Source organism: Pseudomonas sp. FW305-70 (genome assembly GCF_058783925.1).
Genome location: NZ_JBYSYZ010000025.1, coordinates 62,704 through 84,731 on the forward strand (window position 1 = coordinate 62,704; position 22,028 = coordinate 84,731).

General features: G+C 60.8%; 16 protein-coding genes. 11 read left to right on the forward strand and 5 right to left on the reverse strand.

Annotated features, from left to right (window positions below; genetic code table 11):
- Positions 1-172 precede the first annotated feature (172 nt).
- A complete protein-coding gene (locus tag AC3WN7_RS18670; RefSeq protein WP_256585681.1) occupies positions 173-2,113 on the reverse strand; it encodes a BCCT family transporter in 1,941 nt (646 codons plus the stop codon).
- Between the two features lie 380 nt (positions 2,114-2,493).
- Here AC3WN7_RS18670 and betI point away from each other — a divergent pair, with 380 nt between their 5' ends.
- The 9 genes from betI (at position 2,494) to yccS (ending at position 16,267) form a co-directional block, all read left to right on the forward strand.
- The gene (betI, locus tag AC3WN7_RS18675) at positions 2,494-3,087 is read left to right on the forward strand and encodes a transcriptional regulator BetI (protein ID WP_007975486.1); all 594 of its coding nucleotides are present in this window, start codon (positions 2,494-2,496) and stop codon (positions 3,085-3,087) included.
- A 60-nt stretch (positions 3,088-3,147) separates the two neighbouring features.
- Complete coding sequence (gene betB / locus AC3WN7_RS18680) at positions 3,148-4,620, forward strand: betaine-aldehyde dehydrogenase (protein WP_095964152.1); 1,473 nt, start codon at positions 3,148-3,150, stop codon at positions 4,618-4,620.
- A gap of 133 nt (positions 4,621-4,753) precedes the next feature.
- Positions 4,754-6,454, forward strand: coding sequence for a choline dehydrogenase (betA, locus tag AC3WN7_RS18685; RefSeq protein ID WP_102674510.1), 1,701 nt, complete (start codon positions 4,754-4,756; stop codon positions 6,452-6,454).
- A gap of 260 nt (positions 6,455-6,714) precedes the next feature.
- On the forward strand, positions 6,715-8,157 hold the full coding sequence (locus AC3WN7_RS18690) for a TldD/PmbA family protein (protein WP_102674509.1): 1,443 nt from the start codon (positions 6,715-6,717) through the stop codon (positions 8,155-8,157).
- Positions 8,157-9,494 (forward strand): TldD/PmbA family protein, encoded by a 1,338-nt coding sequence (locus AC3WN7_RS18695; protein ID WP_102674508.1) that lies wholly within the window; start codon positions 8,157-8,159, stop codon positions 9,492-9,494. Before AC3WN7_RS18690 ends, AC3WN7_RS18695 begins: the two co-directional genes overlap by 1 nt.
- 148 nt (positions 9,495-9,642) lie before the next feature.
- Positions 9,643-11,070 (forward strand): multidrug transporter subunit MdtD, encoded by a 1,428-nt coding sequence (gene mdtD / locus AC3WN7_RS18700; RefSeq protein ID WP_102674507.1) that lies wholly within the window; start codon positions 9,643-9,645, stop codon positions 11,068-11,070.
- A 105-nt stretch (positions 11,071-11,175) separates the two neighbouring features.
- Positions 11,176-12,513, forward strand: coding sequence for an ATP-dependent RNA helicase DbpA (gene dbpA / locus AC3WN7_RS18705; RefSeq protein WP_238540823.1), 1,338 nt, complete (start codon positions 11,176-11,178; stop codon positions 12,511-12,513).
- 152 nt (positions 12,514-12,665) lie between these two features.
- Positions 12,666-13,844, forward strand: coding sequence for a BaiN/RdsA family NAD(P)/FAD-dependent oxidoreductase (locus tag AC3WN7_RS18710; RefSeq protein WP_102674506.1), 1,179 nt, complete (start codon positions 12,666-12,668; stop codon positions 13,842-13,844).
- Positions 13,845-14,083: 239 nt separating this feature from the next.
- Complete coding sequence (gene yccS / locus AC3WN7_RS18715) at positions 14,084-16,267, forward strand: YccS family putative transporter (RefSeq protein ID WP_102674505.1); 2,184 nt, start codon at positions 14,084-14,086, stop codon at positions 16,265-16,267.
- Positions 16,268-16,406: 139 nt separating this feature from the next.
- On the opposite strand, the gene AC3WN7_RS18720 is transcribed toward yccS, so the two are convergent.
- Positions 16,407-17,144: a substrate-binding periplasmic protein gene (locus AC3WN7_RS18720; RefSeq protein ID WP_095964158.1), complete on the reverse strand. Its 738-nt coding sequence runs from the start codon at positions 17,142-17,144 to the stop codon at positions 16,407-16,409.
- Between the two features lie 258 nt (positions 17,145-17,402).
- Here AC3WN7_RS18720 and AC3WN7_RS18725 point away from each other — a divergent pair, with 258 nt between their 5' ends.
- The gene (locus AC3WN7_RS18725) at positions 17,403-17,855 is read left to right on the forward strand and encodes a GNAT family N-acetyltransferase (RefSeq protein ID WP_095964159.1); all 453 of its coding nucleotides are present in this window, start codon (positions 17,403-17,405) and stop codon (positions 17,853-17,855) included.
- 97 nt (positions 17,856-17,952) lie between these two features.
- Here the strand turns inward: AC3WN7_RS18725 and AC3WN7_RS18730 are convergent, their stop codons facing one another.
- Genes AC3WN7_RS18730 through AC3WN7_RS18740 form a run of 3 tightly spaced genes read right to left on the reverse strand, consistent with a single transcriptional unit; the run spans position 17,953 to position 20,944 of the window.
- The gene (locus AC3WN7_RS18730; RefSeq protein WP_007894945.1) at positions 17,953-18,249 is read right to left on the reverse strand and encodes a winged helix-turn-helix domain-containing protein; all 297 of its coding nucleotides are present in this window, start codon (positions 18,247-18,249) and stop codon (positions 17,953-17,955) included.
- A 37-nt stretch (positions 18,250-18,286) separates the two neighbouring features.
- Positions 18,287-18,775, reverse strand: a complete 489-nt coding sequence (locus AC3WN7_RS18735) for a YgjP-like metallopeptidase domain-containing protein (RefSeq protein ID WP_095964161.1) — start codon at positions 18,773-18,775, stop codon at positions 18,287-18,289.
- A gap of 45 nt (positions 18,776-18,820) precedes the next feature.
- On the reverse strand, positions 18,821-20,944 hold the full coding sequence (locus AC3WN7_RS18740) for a putative bifunctional diguanylate cyclase/phosphodiesterase (protein WP_102674504.1): 2,124 nt from the start codon (positions 20,942-20,944) through the stop codon (positions 18,821-18,823).
- 321 nt (positions 20,945-21,265) lie between these two features.
- Between AC3WN7_RS18740 and AC3WN7_RS18745 the strand changes: the two genes are divergently transcribed.
- Positions 21,266-21,934 carry a polysaccharide lyase family 7 protein gene (locus AC3WN7_RS18745; RefSeq protein WP_095964163.1) on the forward strand — a complete coding sequence of 223 codons (669 nt, stop codon included), beginning with the start codon at positions 21,266-21,268 and terminating at the stop codon, positions 21,932-21,934.
- Positions 21,935-22,028 lie beyond the last annotated feature (94 nt).

Below are 22,028 nucleotides of genomic sequence, written 5' to 3' on the forward strand. Positions count from 1 at the left end.
TCGCGGCGTTTTTGTTTATGGGGTATCAGGTCATATAGCTTTGCCGCTGATGGCCCCTTCGCGAGCAAGCCCGCTCCCACAGGTGACCGAATGCGGTCGAATGTGGGAGCGGGCTTGCTCGCGAAGGGCGCAACGCGGTGCTTCAGACAGAAACACCGCGCCCTATCGCTACTCAGCTATAAACCCGGCCAAGCAGCTGCCGATGGCTTTCAAACTGATCGAGCACGTCACGGGTGATCTGATCTTGAGTGAATCCCATCAAGTCGTAGTCCTGGCTACCGTTATGCAGGTAAACCTCGGCGCGATAGAAACGCTGACGCGCCTCATCGGACTGTGCCGATTCAGTCGGCGTGGCCAGGTAACCGTCCAGGCTGACTTCGTAGACAAACGGGTTGCCCTCTTCCATCTCGACGCGCACGCCCATGCAACGCTTGGACTTGCCCAGCAGCGTCTGAACCTCCAGACCTTGAGCACGCATTTGCGCCGTCGCATCTTCCAGCGCCGGGCTCACTTGCTTGTCCATGAAGCGCTGCACCACCGACTGGCTCGGTTGCAGGTCCAACTGAGTCAAACGCTCGCTGAAACCACGACGACCGCGTGCCGCCAGTTCCGCTTGCTCCTGTTCGATCTGCACGTCCTGGCGCATGGCCTTGTGCAAGCCGAACATGAAGAACACCAGCACCACCGAGAACGGCAGACCAGCCAGTACCACCATGGTTTGCATGGCTTCGAAGTTACCGGCGAACAGCAGGCCGATGGTCACCAGGGTGATCACCACCGACCAGAAGATCCGCAGCCAGTGCGGCGCGTCTTCATCGACGGTACCGCCCTTACACGACAGGTTGGCCATCATCACCGCGCCGGAATCCGCCGGGGTCAGGAACAGCACGAAACCAACGAAAATCGATACGCCGATCACCACCTTCGATGCCGGGTAATGCTCAAGCAACTGGTAGATCGCCATGGATGGCTGTTCCAGCGCCGTTTTTCCAAGCTCCACCGCCCCATGGTTCATCACCAGGTCCAGGGCCGAGTTACCGAAGATCGACAGCCACGCCAGGGTGAAGCCCAGCGGAATCAGCAGTACGCCGGCCACCAGTTCACGCACCGTGCGACCACGGGAAATACGTGCGATGAACATGCCCACGAATGGCGCCCAGGAAATCCACCAGGCCCAGTAGAACAGGGTCCACAGGCCCAACCAGCGGTCGGACTTCTCGGCGTCGCCTTCATACACATAGAGGTCGAAGGTCTTCAGCACCACACCGTTCAGGTAGTCGCCGACGTTCTGCACGAAACCGTTGAGCAGGTGCAGGGTCGGGCCGAACAGCAGGACGAAAATCAGCAGGCCGCTGAACAGCACGATGTTCAGGTTGGACAGACGACGGATGCCGTTTTCCACGCCCGACACCGCGGCGATGGTCGCCACGGTGCTCATCACGATGATCACGATCAGCAGGTTGGTGTTGCTGTGCTCCATGCCGAACAGGTTTTCAAGGCCCGACGACACTTGCAACGAACCGATCCCCAGGTTGGTCACCAGCCCCAGCAGGGTCACGAACATGCCGAAGCCATCCACCGCGTGACCGGCCGCGCCCTTGACCCAGCGCTCACCCACCAGTGGATACAGCGCCGAACGCAACGCCAGCGGCTGGTTATGGCGGTAGGCAAAGTACGCCACCGCCAAGCCGACCAGCGCGTAAATCGCCCAGCCGTGCAGGCCCCAATGCAGGAACGTCAGTTGTACCGCCTGACGTGCCGCGAGGTTACTGCCGGCCACGCCTTCCGGCGGGTTGAAGTAGTGGTCCAGCGGTTCGGACGCGCCGAAATACAGCAACGAGATGCCGATACCCGAGGAAAACAGCATCCCCGCCCAGGCGCCGTAGCTGAAGTCCGGGGTGTCGTCCTTGCTGCCCAGCTTGAGTTTGCCGTAGGACGAAAACGCCAGGCCGACGACGAAAATCAGATAGGCGGCAATCACCACCATGTAGTACCAGCCGAAGCTGCGGGACAACCAGGCTTGCGCCGTACCCAGCATTCTGCCGGCCTCTTGCGGGGCGATGATCAGAATGGCGGTCAACAACAGAATCAACGCGGTAGAGGTGTAGAACACCCAACCGTTGACCGACACCTTCTGCGGTGGGGTCTTTATTAGCGAGGCAGAACTCATGGCACAGATGCTCCGGGCAGTGCGAGAGAAGAACGCAAGGCAAACGAGTTACCCGACCAATCGGTTAGTGGGCAGCCGACCGGCGGGTGATATAAAGACACCCCGAAAAAAGCCCGAAACCCCTGGAGCGCCACAGCGCGTAGGTTTCGAGCAGTTTCGGAAGTCATTTTTCCGCCGCTACATGTTGGGAAAATCTGTAGGCAGCGACGATTTGTCGCAGATCTTATTCTTTGTTGATTGAACGTTCAATCAAAACAAAATAGACTGGCCCTCAAGCCGGTAGTCGTTTGACGTCTGCCGGAAGGCCCAAGGAGATGTGCAAGATGCCCAAGGTCGGTATGCAACCCATCCGTCGCCAGCAGTTGATCGAAGCCACATTGCTGGCGGTCGATCAGGTCGGAATGGGGGACGCCAGCATTGCGCTGATCGCCCGTTTGGCCGGTGTCTCGAATGGCATCATCAGTCATTACTTTCAGGACAAGAACGGCCTGATCGCTGCCACGGCGCAGTACCTGATGAGTGTCCTCAGCGAGAACGTCACCGCGCGCCGTCAGGCGCTGACAGATGCAAGCCCGCGGGCGCATCTGCAGGTGATCATCGAAGGCAACTTCGACGCCAGCCAGGTCAATGGCCCAGCAATGAAAACCTGGCTGGCCTTCTGGGCCACCAGCATGCACCACCCGTCTTTGCACAGGTTGCAGCGGATCAACGATCACCGTCTGTATTCCAACCTGTGCTGCCAGTTCCGCCGTGTACTGCCGCTCGACGATGCGCGCAGTGCAGCCCGTGGCCTGGCAGCCCTCATTGACGGTTTGTGGTTGCGCGGCGCGCTGTCGGGAGATGCTTTCGACACCGGGCAGGCGCACCAGATCGCTTACGAATACATGGATTTCCAACTGGCCAAGCAGGTGAGTTAGAGCACACAGAACGCTCAACCACCGGACCGCGCCAATCACTGATGCACTTGCGAGGACTTTATGGCCCGTTTCGAATTGCAAAAACTCTACATCGATGGCGCTTACTCTGACGCCAGCAGCGACGCCACTTTCGAAGCCATCAACCCGGCTAACGGTGAAGTCCTCGCAAAAGTACAACGTGCCACCTTCGATGACGTCGAGCGCGCCGTCGTCAGCGCCGAAAAGGGCCAGAAAATCTGGGCCGCCATGACCGCCATGGAGCGTTCGCGCATCCTGCGTCGCGCCGTGGAAATCCTGCGTGAGCGCAACGACGAGCTGGCCGCCCTGGAAACCCTGGACACCGGCAAGTCGTACTCCGAAACCCGCTACGTCGACATCGTCACCGGCGCCGATGTGCTGGAGTACTACGCAGGCCTGGTTCCGGCCATCGAAGGCGAGCAGATTCCGCTGCGCACCACCTCGTTCGTCTACACCCGTCGCGAGCCGCTGGGCGTCGTGGCCGGTATCGGCGCGTGGAACTACCCGATCCAGATCGCCCTGTGGAAATCCGCGCCAGCCCTGGCGGCCGGTAACGCGATGATCTTCAAGCCAAGCGAAGTCACCTCGCTGACCACCCTGAAACTGGCCGAGATCTACACCGAAGCCGGCGTGCCAAACGGCGTGTTCAACGTCCTGACCGGCAGCGGCCGCGAAGTCGGCACCTGGCTGACCGAGCACCCGCGCATCGAGAAAGTCTCGTTCACCGGCGGCACCGACACCGGCAAGAAAGTCATGGCCAGCGCTTCGAGCTCTTCGCTCAAGGACGTGACCATGGAACTGGGCGGCAAGTCCCCGCTGATCATCTGCGACGACGCCGACCTCGATCGCGCTGCCGACACCGCGATGATGGCCAACTTCTACAGCTCCGGTCAGGTGTGCACCAACGGCACCCGCGTGTTCGTACCGGCCCACCTGAAAGCCGCTTTCGAAGCCAAGATCGTTGAGCGCGTTGCGCGCATCCGCGTCGGCAACCCTGAAGACGAAAACACCAACTTCGGCCCTCTGGTCAGCTTCGCCCACATGGAAAGCGTGCTGGGCTACATCGCCAAGGGCAAGGAAGAAGGTGCACGCCTGCTGTGCGGCGGCGAGCGTCTGACCGACGGCGAATTCGCCAAAGGCGCCTTCGTGGCCCCGACCGTGTTCACCGACTGCACCGACGACATGACCATCGTCCGTGAAGAAATCTTTGGCCCGGTGATGGCGATTCTCACCTACGAAACCGAAGAAGAAGTGATCCGTCGCGCCAACGACACCGAATTCGGCCTGGCCGCCGGTATCGTCACCCGTGACCTGAACCGCGCGCACCGCGTAATTCATCAACTGGAAGCCGGTATCTGCTGGATCAACGCCTGGGGCGAGTCCGACGCGAAGATGCCGGTTGGCGGCTACAAGCAGTCGGGTGTCGGCCGGGAGAACGGGATCAGCTCGCTCAATAACTTCACGCGCATCAAGTCCGTGCAAGTCGAACTGGGTGAGTACGTTTCGGTATTTTGATCAGCTGATCCAGCGACAAGCGGCAAGCTTCAAGCTGCAAGTAAAAGCAGATTGGTTTGCCGCTCCATCTCAGCACCGCTCGCTGCTCTCTCTTGCAGCTTGAAGCTTGCAGCTAGAAACTCCCGGAGGGCCTATGTCCCAAGAATTCGACTACATCATCATCGGTGCCGGCTCGGCCGGTAACACCCTGGCGACCCGTTTGACCGAAGACGCAGGCGTCACCGTCCTGCTGCTCGAAGCCGGCGGCCCGGACTACCGTTTCGACTTCCGCACACAAATGCCGGCCGCCCTGGCGTTCCCGCTGCAGGGCCGTCGCTACAACTGGGCCTACGAAACCGATCCAGAGCCACACATGGACGGGCGTCGCATGGAGTGCGGTCGCGGCAAGGGCCTGGGCGGTTCTTCGCTGATCAACGGCATGTGCTACATCCGCGGCAACGCCATGGACTACGACGGCTGGGCGAAACTGCCAGGCCTGGAAGACTGGTCGTACCTCGACTGCCTGCCCTATTTCCGCAAGGCGGAAACCCGTGACATCGGCCCGAACGACTACCACGGTGGCGAAGGCCCGGTCAGCGTGACCACGCCGAAAGCCGGCAACAACCCGCTGTTCCACGCCATGGTTGAAGCCGGCGTACAGGCCGGCTACCCGCGCACCGAAGACTTGAACGGCTACCAGCAGGAAGGCTTCGGCCCGATGGATCGCACCGTGACACCGAAAGGTCGTCGTGCCTCCACCGCCCGTGGTTACCTGGACGTGGCCAAGAAGCGTTCGACCCTGACCATCGTCACCCACGCCCTGACCGACAAGATCCTGTTCGAAGGCAAGCGTGCGGTCGGCGTGCGTTACCTGGTCGGCGACGCTGAAGAGCGCGTTGACGTCAAAGCACGCAAGGAAGTGCTGCTGTGCTCCGGCGCCATCGCTTCGCCGCAGATCCTGCAACGCTCCGGCGTCGGCCCGGCCGAGCTGCTGAAAAAGCTCGACATTCCGGTGGTCCACGACCTGCCGGGCGTCGGTGAAAACCTGCAGGATCACCTTGAGCTGTACCTGCAATACGCTTGCACCCAGCCAGTCTCGCTGTACCCGTCGCTGCTCCTGCACAACCAGCCGGCCATCGGTGCCGAGTGGCTGTTCAACGGCACCGGCATCGGCGCCAGCAACCAGTTCGAAGCCGGCGGCTTCATCCGCACCCGTCCGGAATTCGAATGGCCGAACATTCAGTACCACTTCCTGCCGGTGGCGATTAACTACAACGGCAGCAACGGTGTGAAAGAGCACGGCTTCCAGGCGCACATGGGCTCCATGCGTTCGCCAAGCCGTGGGCGCATCCAGGCCAAGTCCAAGGACCCACGCCAGCACCCGAGCATCCTGTTCAACTACATGGCCACCGAGCAGGACTGGCAGGAATTCCGCGACGGCATCCGCCTGACCCGTGAAATCATGCAACAACCGGCGCTGGACGCCTTCCGTGGTCGCGAGATCAGCCCGGGCATCGAGGTGCAAACCGACGAGCAACTGGACAAGTTCATCCGCGAACACGCCGAAACCGCGTTCCACCCGTCCTGCTCGTGCAAGATGGGCACCGACGACATGGCCGTGGTCGATGGCGAAGGTCGCGTGCATGGCATGCAAGGCCTGCGGGTGGTCGATGCCTCGATCATGCCGATCATCACCACCGGCAACCTCAACGCCCCCACGATCATGATGGCCGAGAAAATCGCCGACAAGATCCGTGGTCGCAAGCCATTGCCGCGCAGCACTGCCACTTACTATGTGGCCGGTGAAGCCCCGGTGAAGGGCAAGCCGGTGCGGGAAGTGAGCCAGATCGCTTAACAACCGTTAAATTGCGGTGCGGCCTTCGCGAGCAAGCCCGCTCCCACATTTGATCTGGATGTACTGAAGATCCAGTGTGGGAGCGGGCTTGCTCGCGAAGGGGCCCGGCCAGGCAACACCTCTCCTCCGGCAATCACTCGCAAATCCGATCCAAACTTGATCCTCCCCCCTTGCAGGCCTAATCTAGCGCCACGCAATCGTTTCACCCCTTCCCCTCGCAGCACCGCGCCATCGCCACTCCATACCCAGGAGGTTCACGAATGTTCGATTTCTACCCCCAGCTCAAGCAGCGCTTCGCTGCCTTGCGCACGGGTGCTGATTTCTTTTCCCTGCGTTATGTGCGCGAATCCGGGCAGTACCTGTCGGTGCGTAAGAACATCGCCGAACCGCCGAGCCTGAGCCGTGACGAAGGGGCGATGCTGACCGTGCGGGTCAATGGCGTCGAGGCCTATGCGGCGACCAACGATCTGTCGCAACAAGGCCTGCAGGCCGCCCTCGAGCGCGCCGAACTCCAGGCCCGTCGACTCAAGCCCCATGCCTTGCTGGACCTGCGTGAACAGGCTGTTTCCAGCGACCGCGCCGATTACTTTTCGCCGAACCTCGACCAGCCCTTCCCGTCCCTGAGCGACTGCTACCAACTGCTCGGCGCCGAGTCGGCCGCCGTGCCCAGGGACGAGCGCCTGGTGAACTGGCAAGTCAGCCTCGGCATCACTCACGTCGAGCAGATTTATCTCAATAGCGCCGGTGCCGAACTGCGCCAGGCGCAACGTTTTGTGTACCCCGGCCTGGACGTCACGGCCTACGACGGCAACGACAGCCAGACCCGCAGCCTGGGTCGCGAGAACTTCGGCCAGCAAGGCGCGGCGGACGTCATCAGCCGCTGCGGCCTGATCGGTGCCGGTGCCCAGGTGGCTGATCAGGCGCTGCAACTGCTGCTGGCGCCGAACACACCGCAAGGCAAGCGCGACCTGCTGCTGATGCCCGACCAGATGATGCTGCAAATCCACGAATCCATCGGCCATCCGCTGGAGCTGGACCGCATTCTGGGTGACGAGCGCAATTACGCCGGCACCAGTTTCGTCAAAGCCGAAGATTTCGGCAGGCTGCAATACGGCTCCGGCCTGCTCAACGTGACCTTCGACCCGGACATTCCCGAGGAGCTCGCCAGCTACGGCCATGACGACGACGGCACGCCCGCCAGCAAACAGTTCCTGATCCGCGAAGGCCTGTTGCTGCGCCCGCTGGGCGGTGCGTTGTCGCAATTCCGGGCCGGCATGGACGGCGTCGCCAACAGCCGCGCCTGCGGCTGGAATCGTCCGCCGATCGATCGCATGGCCAACCTCAACATCGAGCCGGGCGATCAGTCCATCGAGCAGCTGATCGGCGGTATCGAACACGGCGTGCTGATGTCGACCAACCGTTCCTGGTCGATCGACGATGCCCGCAATAAATTCCAGTTCGGCTGCGAATGGGGCCAACTGATCGAAAACGGCGAACTCAAAGGCGTGGTAAAAAATCCCAATTACAGGGGCATCTCCGCGCAGTTCTGGAAAAGCCTCAGCGCCGTCGGTGATGCCAGTACCTTCAAGGTCCTCGGCACACCGAACTGCGGCAAGGGCGAGCCGAACCAGGTGATCCGCGTCGGCCACGCGTCACCGGCCTGCGTGTTCAGTAACGTTGATGTATTCGGAGGAGACGCCTGATGCATCCGTCAATCAGCCAGTCCGCATCGTTCAAAGCGCTGGTCAACAGCCTGCGTGCAGCGCTTCACGAGCCCGAACAGTTTACCCTCAGCTACGCCGCCGAATCCTCGGCCTTCATACGTTTCAACCACGCCAAGGTGCGTCAGGCCGGTCAGGTGCAGCAGGCGAGCATCGGCCTGAAACTGATCAACGAAGGCCGCCATGCCGATCTGCAAATCACTCTGGCCGGCGATCCCCAGGTTGATCTGCAACGTTTGAACGAAGGCCTGCAACAGCTGCGCGATACCTTGCCATTGTTGCCTGCGGACCCGTATCTGCTGCTCAACCACAATGGCTGGCAGAGCAACAACGTACAGGCCCAACCGCTGCCGGACACCGAACAGGTGGTCGCGCAAATCACCCAGGCCGCCGAAGGCCTGGATCTTGTCGGTTTCTACGCTGCCGGACCGATCAGTCGTGGTTTTGCCAGTTCTTCGGGCGCCTTCGGCTGGCATCAGGCCAACAGTTTCAATTTCGACTTCAGCCTGTTCCACGAGAACGGCCAGGCGGTAAAGGCCAGCTATGCCGGGCAGGACTGGAACAGCGAGGGCTTTGCCAAACGCTTCGAGCAAGCCCGCGAGCAACTTGAGTTTCTGGGACGGCCGCTACGCACTTTGGCGCCCGGCCAGTACCGCGCTTACCTGGCACCGGCGGCGCTGGAAGAAATCATGGGCATGCTGTGCTGGGGTGGTTTCTCGGCACAGTCGATTGCCAGCAAAAGCAGCCCGCTGCAAAGGCTCTACGGTGGCGACAGCGCATTCAGCCCGCTGGTCTCGCTGGACGAAAAAGTCAGCGGTTCACTGAGCCCGGCGTTTTCCGACGAAGGTTATCCGCGCAGTGACCTGGGGTTGATCGTCAATGGCAAGGCCGGGGCACAACTGGTCAGTTCGCGCAGCGCCGCGGAATACGGTTTGACCGCCAACGGCGCCAGTGGCGGTGAATCCCCGAGCGCGCTGAACATGAAAGCCGGGGCATTGCCTGACGCGGACATCCTCAAGCAGTTGGGTACGGGGCTGTACATCAGCAACCTGTGGTACCTCAACTTTTCGGATCAACCGGCCGCGCGCCTGACCGGCATGACCCGCTTCGCCACTTTCTGGGTCGAGAACGGCGAGATTCAGGCACCGGTCAACACCATGCGCTTTGATGACAGTGCCTTCAGCCTGCTCGGTTCGCGGCTGGAAGCGTTGACCGAGGAGCGGGAGTTGTTGCTGTCGGCGAGCACCTACAGCCAGCGGGCGACGGCTTCGGCGTTGTTGCCGGGGGCGTTGGTCAGCCGACTAACGTTGACACTGTAAAAACGCATGCCCCTGTAGGAGCGAGCTTGCTCGCGATGGTCGTGAACGATGACGCGTGCTGCCTGGAAAAATGCATCGCCTTCACATTCATCGCGAGCAAGCTCGCTCCTACAGGAACGGAGTAAAGCTCACACTGACAAGAGGTCCCATGCCCAACCGCCCGCCTCTCGACGCTGTCACCGCCCGCTGGATACCCTGGGTCGTCGCCATTGCCTTCTTCATGCAGTCCCTCGACGGGACGATCCTCAACACCGCCCTGCCGGCCATGGCCCGCGACCTGGCCGAAGACCCATTGCGCATGCAGGGGGTGATCATTGCCTACATGCTCACGGTCGCCTTGCTGATTCCCGCTTCGGGCTGGATCGCCGATCGTTTTGGCACCAGGAAGATCTTCTTCAGTGCAATCCTGCTGTTCAGTCTCGGCTCGTTGCTCTGCGCATTGTCGAGCAGCCTGAGCCTGCTGATCGGCGCCCGGGTGATCCAGGGCCTGGGCGGGGCGTTGATGCTGCCGGTCGGGCGGCTGGTGGTGCTGCGCGCCTACCCGCGTTCGGAACTGGTGCGGATCATGGGCTTCATCACCATTCCCGGGCTGCTCGGCCCCTTGATCGGTCCGACCATGGGCGGCTGGATGGTGCAGTACCTGACCTGGCACTGGATCTTCCTGATCAACCTGCCGGTGGGGCTGGTGGGATGCTACGCCGTGTGGAAATTCATCCCGGACCTGCGCGGTTCCGAGCGCACCCGTTTCGACAGCCTGGGCTTCGTACTGTTCGGCGCAGCGATGATTCTGATCACCATCGCCATGGAAGGCCTGGGCGAGTTGCACCTGCCGCACCTGCGGGTAATGTTGCTGCTATTCGGCGGCATGGCGTGCCTGGCGGCGTACTGGTTGCGCGCGGGGCATGTCGAAAACCCGTTGTTCGCGCCGTCGCTGTTCAAGACCCGGACCTTTGCCGTGGGCATTCTCGGCAACCTGTTTGCCCGCCTCGGCAGCGGCGCCCTGCCCTTTCTGGTGCCGTTGCTGCTGCAAGTGGCGCTGGGCTACTCGCCGTCCCAGGCCGGTATGAGCATGTTGCCGCTGGCCGCTGCGGCGATGATCGCCAAGTGGGTGGCCCGGCCACTGATCGAGCGTTTGGGTTATCGCATCGTGCTGACCGGCAACACCCTGGCATTGGGCATCATGCTGGCGAGCATGGGCCTGGTCAGCGAGCAGACGCCGTATTGGCTACTGCTGTGCCTGCTGGCGATTCTTGGCGCGATCAACTCCCTGCAGTTCACCGCGATGAACACCGTGACCCTGATCGACCTCGACGACGCCAGCGCCAGCAGCGGCAACAGCCTGCTGTCGGTGGTCGCGCAATTGTCCCTGAGCCTGGGCGTTGCCTGTGCCGGTGCGTTGCTCGGCGGCTTTACGGCGGAGATTGGCAATGATGGCGTGGACACGGTCCTGGGGGCATTCCAATTGACCTTCGTGACCGTGGGAATCATGGCGATGCTGGCCGCTACAATCTTCTCGCAACTGTCAAAAAATGACGGACGGCGAGTTAAACGTCCGGAAGAACACATCGAGCCTTAGGGCGAATGGCCATCGGGCTGGTACACTGCGCGACATTTTGTTTTGCAGGCCAGTCCCGTGACCACCATCGCCACCGAATTTAATACTTTGCCGCTGTCTGCCGCCATGCTGGCTAACCTCGAATCCCTCGGTTATGCCCAGATGACGCCGATCCAGGCGCAAAGCTTGCCGGTGATCCTCAAAGGGATGGACCTGATCGCCCAGGCCAAGACCGGCAGCGGCAAGACCGCGGCCTTCGGCATCGGCCTGCTGAACCCGATCAATCCGCGTTACTTCGGTTGCCAGGCACTGATCCTGTGCCCGACCCGCGAGCTGGCCGACCAGGTCGCCAAGGAAATCCGTCGCCTGGCCCGTGCCGAAGACAACATCAAGGTCCTGACCCTGTGCGGCGGCGTGTCCCTCGGCCCGCAGATCGCTTCGCTGGAGCACGGCGCGCACATCATCGTCGGCACGCCGGGGCGCATCCAGCAGCACCTGCGCAAGGGCTCGCTGGTCCTTCACGGCCTCAACACCCTGATCCTCGACGAAGCCGACCGCATGCTCGACATGGGTTTCTACGATTCCATCGAAGAAATCATCATGCAGGCCCCGGAACGTCGCCAGACCCTGTTGTTCTCCGCGACCTACCCGGTGGGCATCAAGCAGCTGGCCTCGAAGTTCATGCGCAACCCGCAGCAAGTGAAGGCCGAAGCGTTCCACGACGACACGCAGATCGAGCAGCGCTTCTACGAGATTTCCCCGGATGACCGCATGAGTGCGGTGACCAAGGTACTTGGCCACTTCCGTCCGGCGTCCTGCGTAGCCTTCTGCTTCACCAAGCAGCAGGTTCAGGAAACCGTCGATCACCTGACCGCCAAAGGCATCTCCGCCGTTGGCCTGCACGGTGATCTGGAACAGCGCGACCGCGACCAGGTGCTGGCGATGTTCGCCAACCGCAGTACTTCGGTACTGGTCGCCACCGACGTTGCTGCCCGTGGTCTGGACATCGATTCCCTGGACATGGTGATCAACGTCGAGCTGGCCCGTGATTCGGAAATCCACATCCACCGCGTCGGCCGTACCGGCCGCGCCGGTGAGAAAGGCCTGGCGATCAGCCTGGTGGCGCCGTCCGAAGCGCAGCGTGCACAAGCCATCGAGCAATTGCAGAAAACACCGCTGACCTGGGATCAGGTGGACAACCTCACCTCCAAGGGCGGTGGTCCGCTGTTGCCGCAGATGAGCACCCTGTGCATCGCTGGCGGCCGCAAGGACAAGGTCCGTCCGGGCGACATTCTTGGCGCACTGACCGGTGATGCCGGCATTCCCGGCGCCCAGGTCGGCAAGATCGCGATTTTCGACTTCCAGGCCTATGTGGCCGTGGAGCGCGGCGTCGCCAAGCAGGCCTTGCAGCGTTTGAACGACGGCAAGATCAAGGGCCGTTCGTTGCGCGTGCGCATCCTGTAAAAACGCATCGCCCCCTGTAGGAGCGAGCCTGCTCGCGATGGACGACAGAACACCGCTGGGTATCAGACACCCCGCGTTATCGTTGACGTCCATCGCGAGCAGGCTCGCTCCTACAGGTTTGTTTTGTGGTGAGTCATCAAGAGGACACCGTTTTGCGCTCTACCGAAGTCGTGATCATTGGCGCTGGCGCCGCAGGGTTGATGTGTGCACTGACCGCCGCCGGGCGCGGGCGCAAGGTGCTGCTGCTCGACCATGCCAACAAGGCCGGCAAGAAAATCCTGATGTCTGGCGGTGGTCGCTGCAATTTCACCAACATGTACACAGAACCAGGCAATTTTCTCTCGCAGAACGCGCATTTCTGCAAATCCGCCTTGGCCCGTTACACCCAGTGGGATTTCATCGGCATGGTGGCCAAGCACGGCGTGCCGTACCACGAGAAAAAACTCGGCCAGTTGTTCTGCGATAACAAATCCAGCGACATCCTCGAAATGCTGCTGAGCGAGTGCGATCAGGTCGGCGTCAGCCTGCACCTGGACACTTCTATCCAGACCATCGAAAAGCTTGAGAAGGGCTATTTGCTGGACACGACCCTCGACCAGATCACCTGCGAATCCCTGGTGATCGCTACCGGCGGCCTGTCGATCCCGACGCTGGGCGCCACCGGCTTCGGTTACCAGGTGGCCAGGCAGTTCGGTCACGAGCTGCTGCCGACCCGCGCCGGTCTGGTGCCGTTCACCATCACCGATCAGCTCAAGGCCTTGTGCACTGAATTGTCCGGCACCTCGGTGGATTGCCTGGTGAGCTGCAACGACCAGAGCTTCCGCGAGAACATCCTGTTTACCCACCGCGGCCTCAGCGGCCCGGCGATTTTGCAGATTTCGTCGTTCTGGGAGTCCGGCGATACCGTCGAGATCAACCTGATGCCGGATCACGACGTGCCGGGCTGGCTGCAACAGCAACAGGCCGAACGTCCCAACAGTGAGTTGAAAACCCTGCTCGGGGAAATTTTCACCAAAAAGATGGCCAACCTGCTGGCGGACAACTGGTTCGTCTCCAAACCGATGAAGCAGTACACCCACGCGGAACTGGCTGACATCGCCGAGAAACTGGCGAGCTGGAAAGTCGTGCCGGCGGGCACCGAAGGTTATCGCACCGCCGAGGTGACACTGGGCGGTGTCAATACCAATGAAGTGTCGTCCAAGACCATGGAATCACTGAAAAGCCCGGGCCTGTATTTCATCGGTGAAGTGCTGGACGTCACCGGGCATCTGGGCGGGTTCAACTTCCAGTGGGCCTGGGCTTCGGGCTACGCGGCGGCGCAGTACGTCTGACAAACACAAATCAAAATGTGGGAGCGGGCTTGCTCGCGAAGGCGGTGTGTCAGTCGACAGAGATATCGGCTGACAGGTTGCATTCGTCGGAACGCCCCCCCGGAGCAAGCCCGCTCCCACATTTGTTATGCGTGAAGCTCAAAGGAACAGATTTTGCTGTCTGATGTGATCGGCGCCATTGCGTCGGCGTCATTAGTGGCTCAATTTAGCGTCATTGCCTCGGAAGGCCTTCGCACTTCATGTCATCGACTTCGTTCCGCCAGTCTCTGCGGCGCCTTTGGGCGCTGGATAAATTCAGCTACAGCGTAAGGGTATTCATTGCCCTGACCGGCACCATGGCGCTGTGTTGGTATCAGGACGAAATGGGCCTGCTGATCCCGCTGTTCCTGGGGATTATCGCCAGTGCCCTGGCCGAGACCGACGACAGTTGGCAGGGCCGTCTCAACGCGCTGGCGGTGACGCTGGTGTGTTTCGCGGTTGCCGCCCTGTCCGTCGAACTGCTCTTCCCCTACCCCTCGCTGTTTATCATCGCTTTCGCCCTGGCCGCGTTCTGCCTGACCATGCTCGGCGCTCTCGGCGAGCGCTATGGCGCGATTGCTTCGGCAACCTTGATCCTGTCGGTCTACACCATGATCGGCGTGGACCAGCGTGGCGGCGCGGTGACCGACGTCTGGCACGAGCCGGTGCTGCTGGTGGCCGGTGCCGCCTGGTATGGCTTGCTGTCGGTGTTGTGGCAGGCACTGTTTTCCAATCAGCCGGTGCAACAGAGCCTGGCGCGGCTGTTCCGCGAACTGGGCTTTTACCTGAAGCTGAAATCTTCGCTGTTCGAGCCGATCCGGCAGATGGACGTGGAGGCGCGGCGCCTGGAACTGGCCCAGCAGAACGGCCGAGTGGTGGCGGCACTGAATGCCGCCAAGGAAATCATCCTGCACCGGGTCGGCAACGGGCGCCCGGGGTCGAAGGTCAGCCGCTACCTGAAACTGTACTTCCTCGCCCAGGACATCCACGAACGCGCCAGCTCTTCACACTATCCGTACAACGCACTCGCAGAAGCGTTTTTCCACAGTGACGTCATGTTCCGCTGCCAACGCCTGTTGCGTCAGCAAGGCAAAGCCTGCCGTGCCCTGGCCGAATCGATCCAGATGCGTCAACCGTTCACCTATGACGCCAGTTTCACCGAGGCCCTCAGCGATCTGGATGCCTCTCTCGAACACCTGCGCATCCAGAGCAACCCGGCCTGGCGCGGCCTGCTGCGTTCGCTGCGGGCACTGGCGGCCAACCTCGGCACCCTCGACCGCTTGCTCAGCGATGCCAGCAACCCCGACGCCCTGGCCGACGCCACCGACAGCAGCTTGCTCGACCGTTCGCCCCGCAACCTCAAGGACGTGTGGGTTCGCCTGCGCACGCAGCTGACACCGACCTCGTTGCTGTTCCGTCATGCCCTGCGATTGCCCCTGGCGTTGAGCATCGGCTACGCCATGGTGCATTTGATTCACCCGTCCCAGGGCTACTGGATCATCCTCACGACACTGTTCGTCTGCCAACCGAACTACGGCGCCACTCGCCGCAAACTCGGTCAACGGATCATTGGCACCGCCATCGGCCTGACGTTGGCCTGGGCGCTGTTCGACCTGTTCCCGAACCCGCTGATCCAGTCGTGTTTCGCCATTGCCGCCGGGGTGGTGTTCTTTACCAACCGTACCACCCGCTACACCCTGGCGACGGCGGCAATCACCCTGATGGTGCTGTTCTGCTTCAACCAGGTGGGTGACGGTTATGGACTGTTCCTGCCACGGCTGTTCGATACCTTGCTCGGCAGCCTGATCGCCGGGCTGGCGGTGTTCCTGTTCCTGCCGGACTGGCAGGGCCGGCGCCTGAACAAAGTGCTGGCCAACACCCTGGCCTGCAACAGCATTTACCTGCGCCAGATCATGCAGCAGTACGCAGCGGGCAAAAGCGACGACCTGGCCTACCGCCTGGCCCGCCGCAACGCGCACAACGCCGACGCGGCGCTGTCGACCACGCTGGCCAATATGCTGATGGAGCCGGGGCATTTCCGAAAAGAAGCGGACGTGGGCTTCCGCTTCCTGGTGCTGTCGCACACGCTGCTCAGTTACCTCTCAGGCCTGGGAGCGCACCGGGAAACCCAACTGCCGGCAGACGTGCGTGAACAGTTGATCGAGGGGGCCGGGGTGAAACTGGCTGCCAGCATCGACGAGATCGCCCAGGGGCTGGCGAGCAAGGCTTCGATTGCGATCCAGAGCGATGAAGAAGAAGCACTGGCCAATGAGCTGGAACAGATGCCGGATGAAATCGATGAAGGCCAGCGGCTGGTGCAGACGCAGTTGGCATTGATCTGCCGGCAGCTCGGGCCGTTGCGGACACTGGCGGCGCATCTGATCAAGGACAGCGGTGAGGATTGAGATCTGTGCTGTCTGAGCGGCCCTCATCGCGAGCAAGCTCGCTCCCACACTGGATTTACATCGCTCACAGACCCCCTGTGGGAGCGAGCTTGCTCGCGATGGGGTCATCAGCATCAACACAGAAACTGGCACACCCCACTCACATCCCATGCTGCTTCATCAATTTTTCATAACTGCCATCCGCCTTCATCGCCGCAATCTCCCGGTCGAACCCGGCAACGATCTGCTCATGCTGCGGGTTCTTCAGGCTGACCAGAATATGCAGGCTGTTCTCGCTCAAGGCCTTGGGCAGGAATTCCACGGCGTTTCGTACCTTGGGTGACTCCCGGGCCAGGTAATAGCGGGCGACGTACTCATCTTCCAGTGTCAGTTTGACCCGGTCGGCAGCAACCATACGCACGGCCATGGCGAAGCTGTGCACGGGGACTTTCTGCAACGAGTCATCGTTGTCGAACCCGGGCGAATAGGCGTAACCGCGCACGATGGCAATCGGATAAGTGTGCAATTGCTGCAGGTTATGGAATTCGATGGGCGCGTCCTTACGCTTGAGAAAACGTACGCGATTGAGCAGGTATTCGCCGGAAAACTGGCCGAGTCTTGTCCGCTCCTCGGTGTACCAGGCGTTGACCAGCACGTCATATCGGCCCTCACCCAACCCCATCAAGGCCCGCGCCCAGGGCACTTGTTCAAACTCGCTGGCATAGCCAGCCCTGGCGAGCGCGGTACTGACAATGTCCGTGGCCAGACCACCATTGATGAGCGTGGCATCGGTAAAGGGTGGCCAGGCATCAGCGACCAACCGCAGTTTTTCTGCCGCTGCCCCCTGAACCAGCAACAGCAATCCAATCAAGGCAAAAGCTCGATGCAATCGCGGCATGCTAGAAAAATCCTTAGCGGGCGATTGCCCGACGTGTTTTCAGCCAAAACCCCAAGGCCCCTGATCCGGCAATACCCGGGTACTCAACATTAGCTCATCGAAGCCACAGCACAGCGCTTCGATCCAGATTACACAAAGAAGACATCCACGCGAGAAATGAATGATGGCATTTTGGCCTTTGTCACAGATTCTCCCGCCATAAAGACTTCTGGCGTGAGTGCGCTTAGTATCGGAACAACGTTTTCAGGGAATCAAAACATGACAGTCGATTGGATCTGCAAACATCACAGCGACCTGGGCAAGGAGCAGCTGTACGCCATTTTGCAGCTGCGCGCGCAAGTGTTCGTCGTCGAGCAACAATGCGCTTATCAAGACGTGGATGGCCAGGACCTGGAAGGTGACACTTGCCACTTGATGGCCTGGGACAGCAATCAACTGGTGGCCTATCTGCGGCTGCTCGACCCGGAACTGCAAGGCGGGGACGTAGTGATCGGTCGGGTGATCATTGCTCCACACGCACGAGGAGCCGGGCTTGGACATGCATTGATGGACCAGGCGTTAAAGCAGATTGAAGAACGCTGGCCGGAAACGCCGATCTACCTCTCAGCCCAGACACATTTGCAGGGGTATTACGGGCGGTACGGGTTTTTTGTGACGGGTGACGAGTTTGTCGAAGATGGCATTCCACACATTGGCATGCGTCGTCCGTAAGGGCCTCTTCGCGAGCAAGCCCGCTCCCACACTGGAATGCGGTCCCCTGCGGGAGCGGGCTTGCCCGCGAAGGCGTCAGTCAAACCACTGAAAGATTTCAGGGATACTCCAGCACCGCCTTGATCTGCCGCAGATTACGCTCGATCCAGCCACGATCAATCGCACCCCACTCGCGAATCCGATAGCGTCCCGCATGGTTGCGCGCGCCCTCTTCCTGCTCGAATTCACAGACGATATCCAGATCCGCCAACGCCGCGATGGTGTCCTGCGCCGTGCGCCGGGGCATGCCGGTCACTTCGGTGAGCGCCGGGACGCTGCTGGCCAGTCCGCTGTCGATCAGGTACGCCACATACAACCGGCGATAGAAGCTGCTCTTGGTCTTGCTCACGTCCATCCATTGCTCCTTAAAAGATCGCAGCCTGCGGCAGCACCTACAGATCCCGCCACGTCAGGTACACCCGCACATCGAACTCCACCTGGTGATACCCCGGCAGCATGTGCTCGCACAGTTTGTAGAAAGCCTTGTTGTGGTCCGATTCCTTGAAGTGCGCCAGCTCATGCACCACGATCATTTTCAGGAACTCGCAAGGCGCTTCCTTGAACAGCGAAGCGATGCGGATTTCCTTCTTGGCCTTGAGCTTGCCGCCTTGCACCCGGGAGATCGTGGTGTGCAGGCCAAGGGCACGGTGAGTGAGGTCCAGGCGATTGTCGAACAGCACCTTGTCGATGGCAGGAGCATTACGCAGGTATTCCTGCTTGAGGTCCAGGGCATAGGTGTACAGCGCCTTGTCGCTCTGCACACCGTGCTTTTGCGGGTAACGCTGGCTCAGGTAATCGCCCAGCCGACCGTCGGCGATCAGCTGGCGCACCTGATCCTGCAAGGTGGCGGGATAGGCCTGGAGATATTTCAACACGGTCATCGGGGCGGCAATACAGGTCACTGAAAGGTCGCCAGTGTAGCGAATTCAGCGGGGCAGCGCGCTCCAGTCAAACGGCTGGACAAAGACCCCGGCGTCCTCGGCCATCATCGGCCGGGCCACCAGAAAGCCTTGCACATATTCGCAGCCGTTGGCCCGCAGCCATTCATACTGCGCGATGGTTTCCACCCCTTCGGCAATCACCAGCACCCCGAACTGTTTGCACAGGTCGATCACACTGCGCACCAGCGCCGCATCCCGTACCGAGTCCGGCAACCGGGCTATCAAATGGCGGTCGAGCTTGAGGGTGTCCAGCTCCAGGTCGCGCAGGTGCGACAGGGAGCACGGGCCGGCCCCGAAGTCATCCAATGCCACTCGTACGCCCAGATTGTGCAACAGGCGTAACTGCTTGCGGGTTTCCTCGGGGCGATGCGTCAAGGCCTCTTCCGTGATCTCGACCTCCAGATGACGCGGTTGCAAGCCATGGCGCTCCAGCACCTGGCGCAGTTCGGTGGCCAGATTGGGCATGCCGAACTGTGTACTGCTCAAGCTGACGCCGAGCACCAGATCCTCGGTGAACAGGCTTTCCCAGGCTTTACGCTGCCCGGCGCTGCGGTGGTAGATCCAGCTGCCCAGACGACTGATCAGCCGCGCCTCTTCCAGCAATGGCAAAAACAGCCCCGGCGGCACGTCGCCTACGCTCGGATGCTGCCAGCGCAGCAGGGCCTCGAAGCCACGAATCCGCCCGTCCGCAATCGCAACCTGAGGCTGATACACCAGGTTGAAATCCCGGTTCTCGATGGCCGTGTGCACACTTTCTTCGAGCATCAGCCGCGAGCGCGCCCGGCCGTTCATTTCGTGATCGTAGAAGCGATATTGCTGACGACCGGCACGCTTGGCTTCGTACATGGCGATGTCGGCCGCCCGCAGCATCCCGTCGAGATTGGCACCACAATCGGGGAACGTAGCAATGCCGATACTGGCACCCAGGGCGATATCGAGGCCGTCGACCTGCTGACAGATCGACACGCGCTCGATGAGCTTTTCGGCAATCTTCGCCGCTTGCTCGGGAAACTCCAGATCCAGCAGCGCGGTGAATTCATCGCCGCCCATCCGCGCCAGAATGTCGAAGGGCCGCAAGCAAGCCTTCAATTGTTCGGAGACCCAGCGCAGCACCCGATCGCCGGCATCGTGCCCGAGCGAATCATTGACGCGCTTGAAGCCGTCGAGGTCCAGATACATCAAGACCCAGGAACTGTCGGAACGCTCACCGCGCAACAACAGGTTCTCTACGGTCTGGTAGAAACCGCGGCGGTTGAGCAATCCGGTCAGCGGATCGGTGACCGCCTGAAACTCCAGTTGCTGATGCAAATGACGCACCACCGACATGTCCAGCACGGTCACGACCATTGCATGTTGCTCGGCAGGCAATGGCGCACAGGACAAGGCCACCGGCACCTGCTGGCCACGCGTCGTACGCAGCAGAGCATCGTGCAGGCGCAAGGTTTCGCCACGTTTGTAGCCCGTGAAAAACTCTGAATCGGCCCAGACCGGGACATGTGGCTTTTGCAGATAGTCCAGAAACTCCTTGCCTTGCAGTTCCTGCACCGGGGCATTGAGCAGCCGCGACATCGCCGGATTGGCAAAACGAATCAGGCCGTCCTCACCCAACACCAGAATGCCTTCGGCCGCGTTATCCAGCACCGATGCATTAAAGGCCCGGGCGGATTCCAGATCATGACTCAAGCGCTGCAAAGCCCGGCGGTTGCGCTGGTGTTCGAGCAACGCCTGGACCTTGGGCGTGAAGATCTGCGGGTCGAACGGCTTGAACAGGTAATCCACCGCACCGCTGGCATAGCCCTTGATGACCGCGTCCTGGGACTGTTCATTGGCGGTCAGGAAAATGATCGGCGTGAGGCGGGTCCGCTGGCTACCGCGCATCAGGCGCGCCACTTCATAACCGTCCATGCCCGGCATCTGCACGTCCAGCAGCACCAGGTCGATATCGTGTTCAAGCAACAAGCCGAGGGCCTCGAATCCCGAGGTGGCAGTAATGACTCGCCAGCCCTGGCGCTGTAACAACGCGCGCATGCTGATCAGGTTTTCAGGGTAATCGTCTACGACTAAAAGGGTTGAGCCGCCTTCTACTGGCGTGGGTTGCGCGCATTCCATGCTGCTTCTCTAATTGCGGGGCGTCAGGCTGGTTTCTCGTGAAAACCGGCCAAATACTGTGCCTTCACTCTAGACCCGGTTCTGCAAAAGCAGAAGGTATCAGTGAGCCAGCATTCACTATTGTGACTTTTAGCCGACTAACGGTCGATGGTTCAGCCCCATAAAACCGGGAAAGATGGCATTTAGACAGGATGTTGACGTCAACCACCCGTCAGACGAGCGTTAACAAAATAACCCGCTACGATTATAAAGGCCGCCCAAAAGGCGCGATCTAGAGCTTCTGGCACGCCCGTGCAGCATGAACCCAGTGGAAGAACCGACATGATCGATCTCGCAACCTGGAACCTCAGCGTTCCCGTTGGCAGCCCGCCGTACACCGTCGAAACCGCCAAACTGGTGGATGGCTTCAAGGATCAATACTTCCATTCCGACACCGGCACATTGTTTTTCTGGACGCCCGTGACCGGTTCCCGTACCGAAAACGCGATTTATCCGCGCACCGAATTACGTGAAACCTACAGCAACGGCACGTTGAAAAACTGGTATTACCCGCAGGCCGACAATTTGTTGTATGCCACGCTGGCAGTGAACCAGGTACCGAGCTCCGGGAAAATCGTCATCGGCCAGATCCATGCCTATCAAAGCCAGAAACCTCTGGTGAAGGTCGAGTACCAATACAAAACCAGTACGGCCACCGGCAATATTGTCGCCAAGGTCCGGATGCATCCCGATGACGATACAGGCCGGGTGATCGTCGTTGCGACTGGGGTGAAACTCGACCAGGAGTTCAACTACCTCATCCACCTCAGCCCCGGCGGGGCCTTGGGCATCAGCGCGGCAGGTTATCAGTGGGATACGCAAATCAGCACAACCTGGCGCGACAAGCCGCTGTACTTCAAGGCCGGGGTCTATGTGCAGGACAACACCGGGTACACCACCGAAGGCGGGAAAGTGACCTTCAGCAAGCTGGATATCGATCACAATCAATGATGTCGGGCACCGTTGACCCTGTGGGAGCGGGCTTGCTCGCGAAGGCGGCCGATCAGCCACCGAAAATGTCAGGAAATATCAGAACCGCTCGATA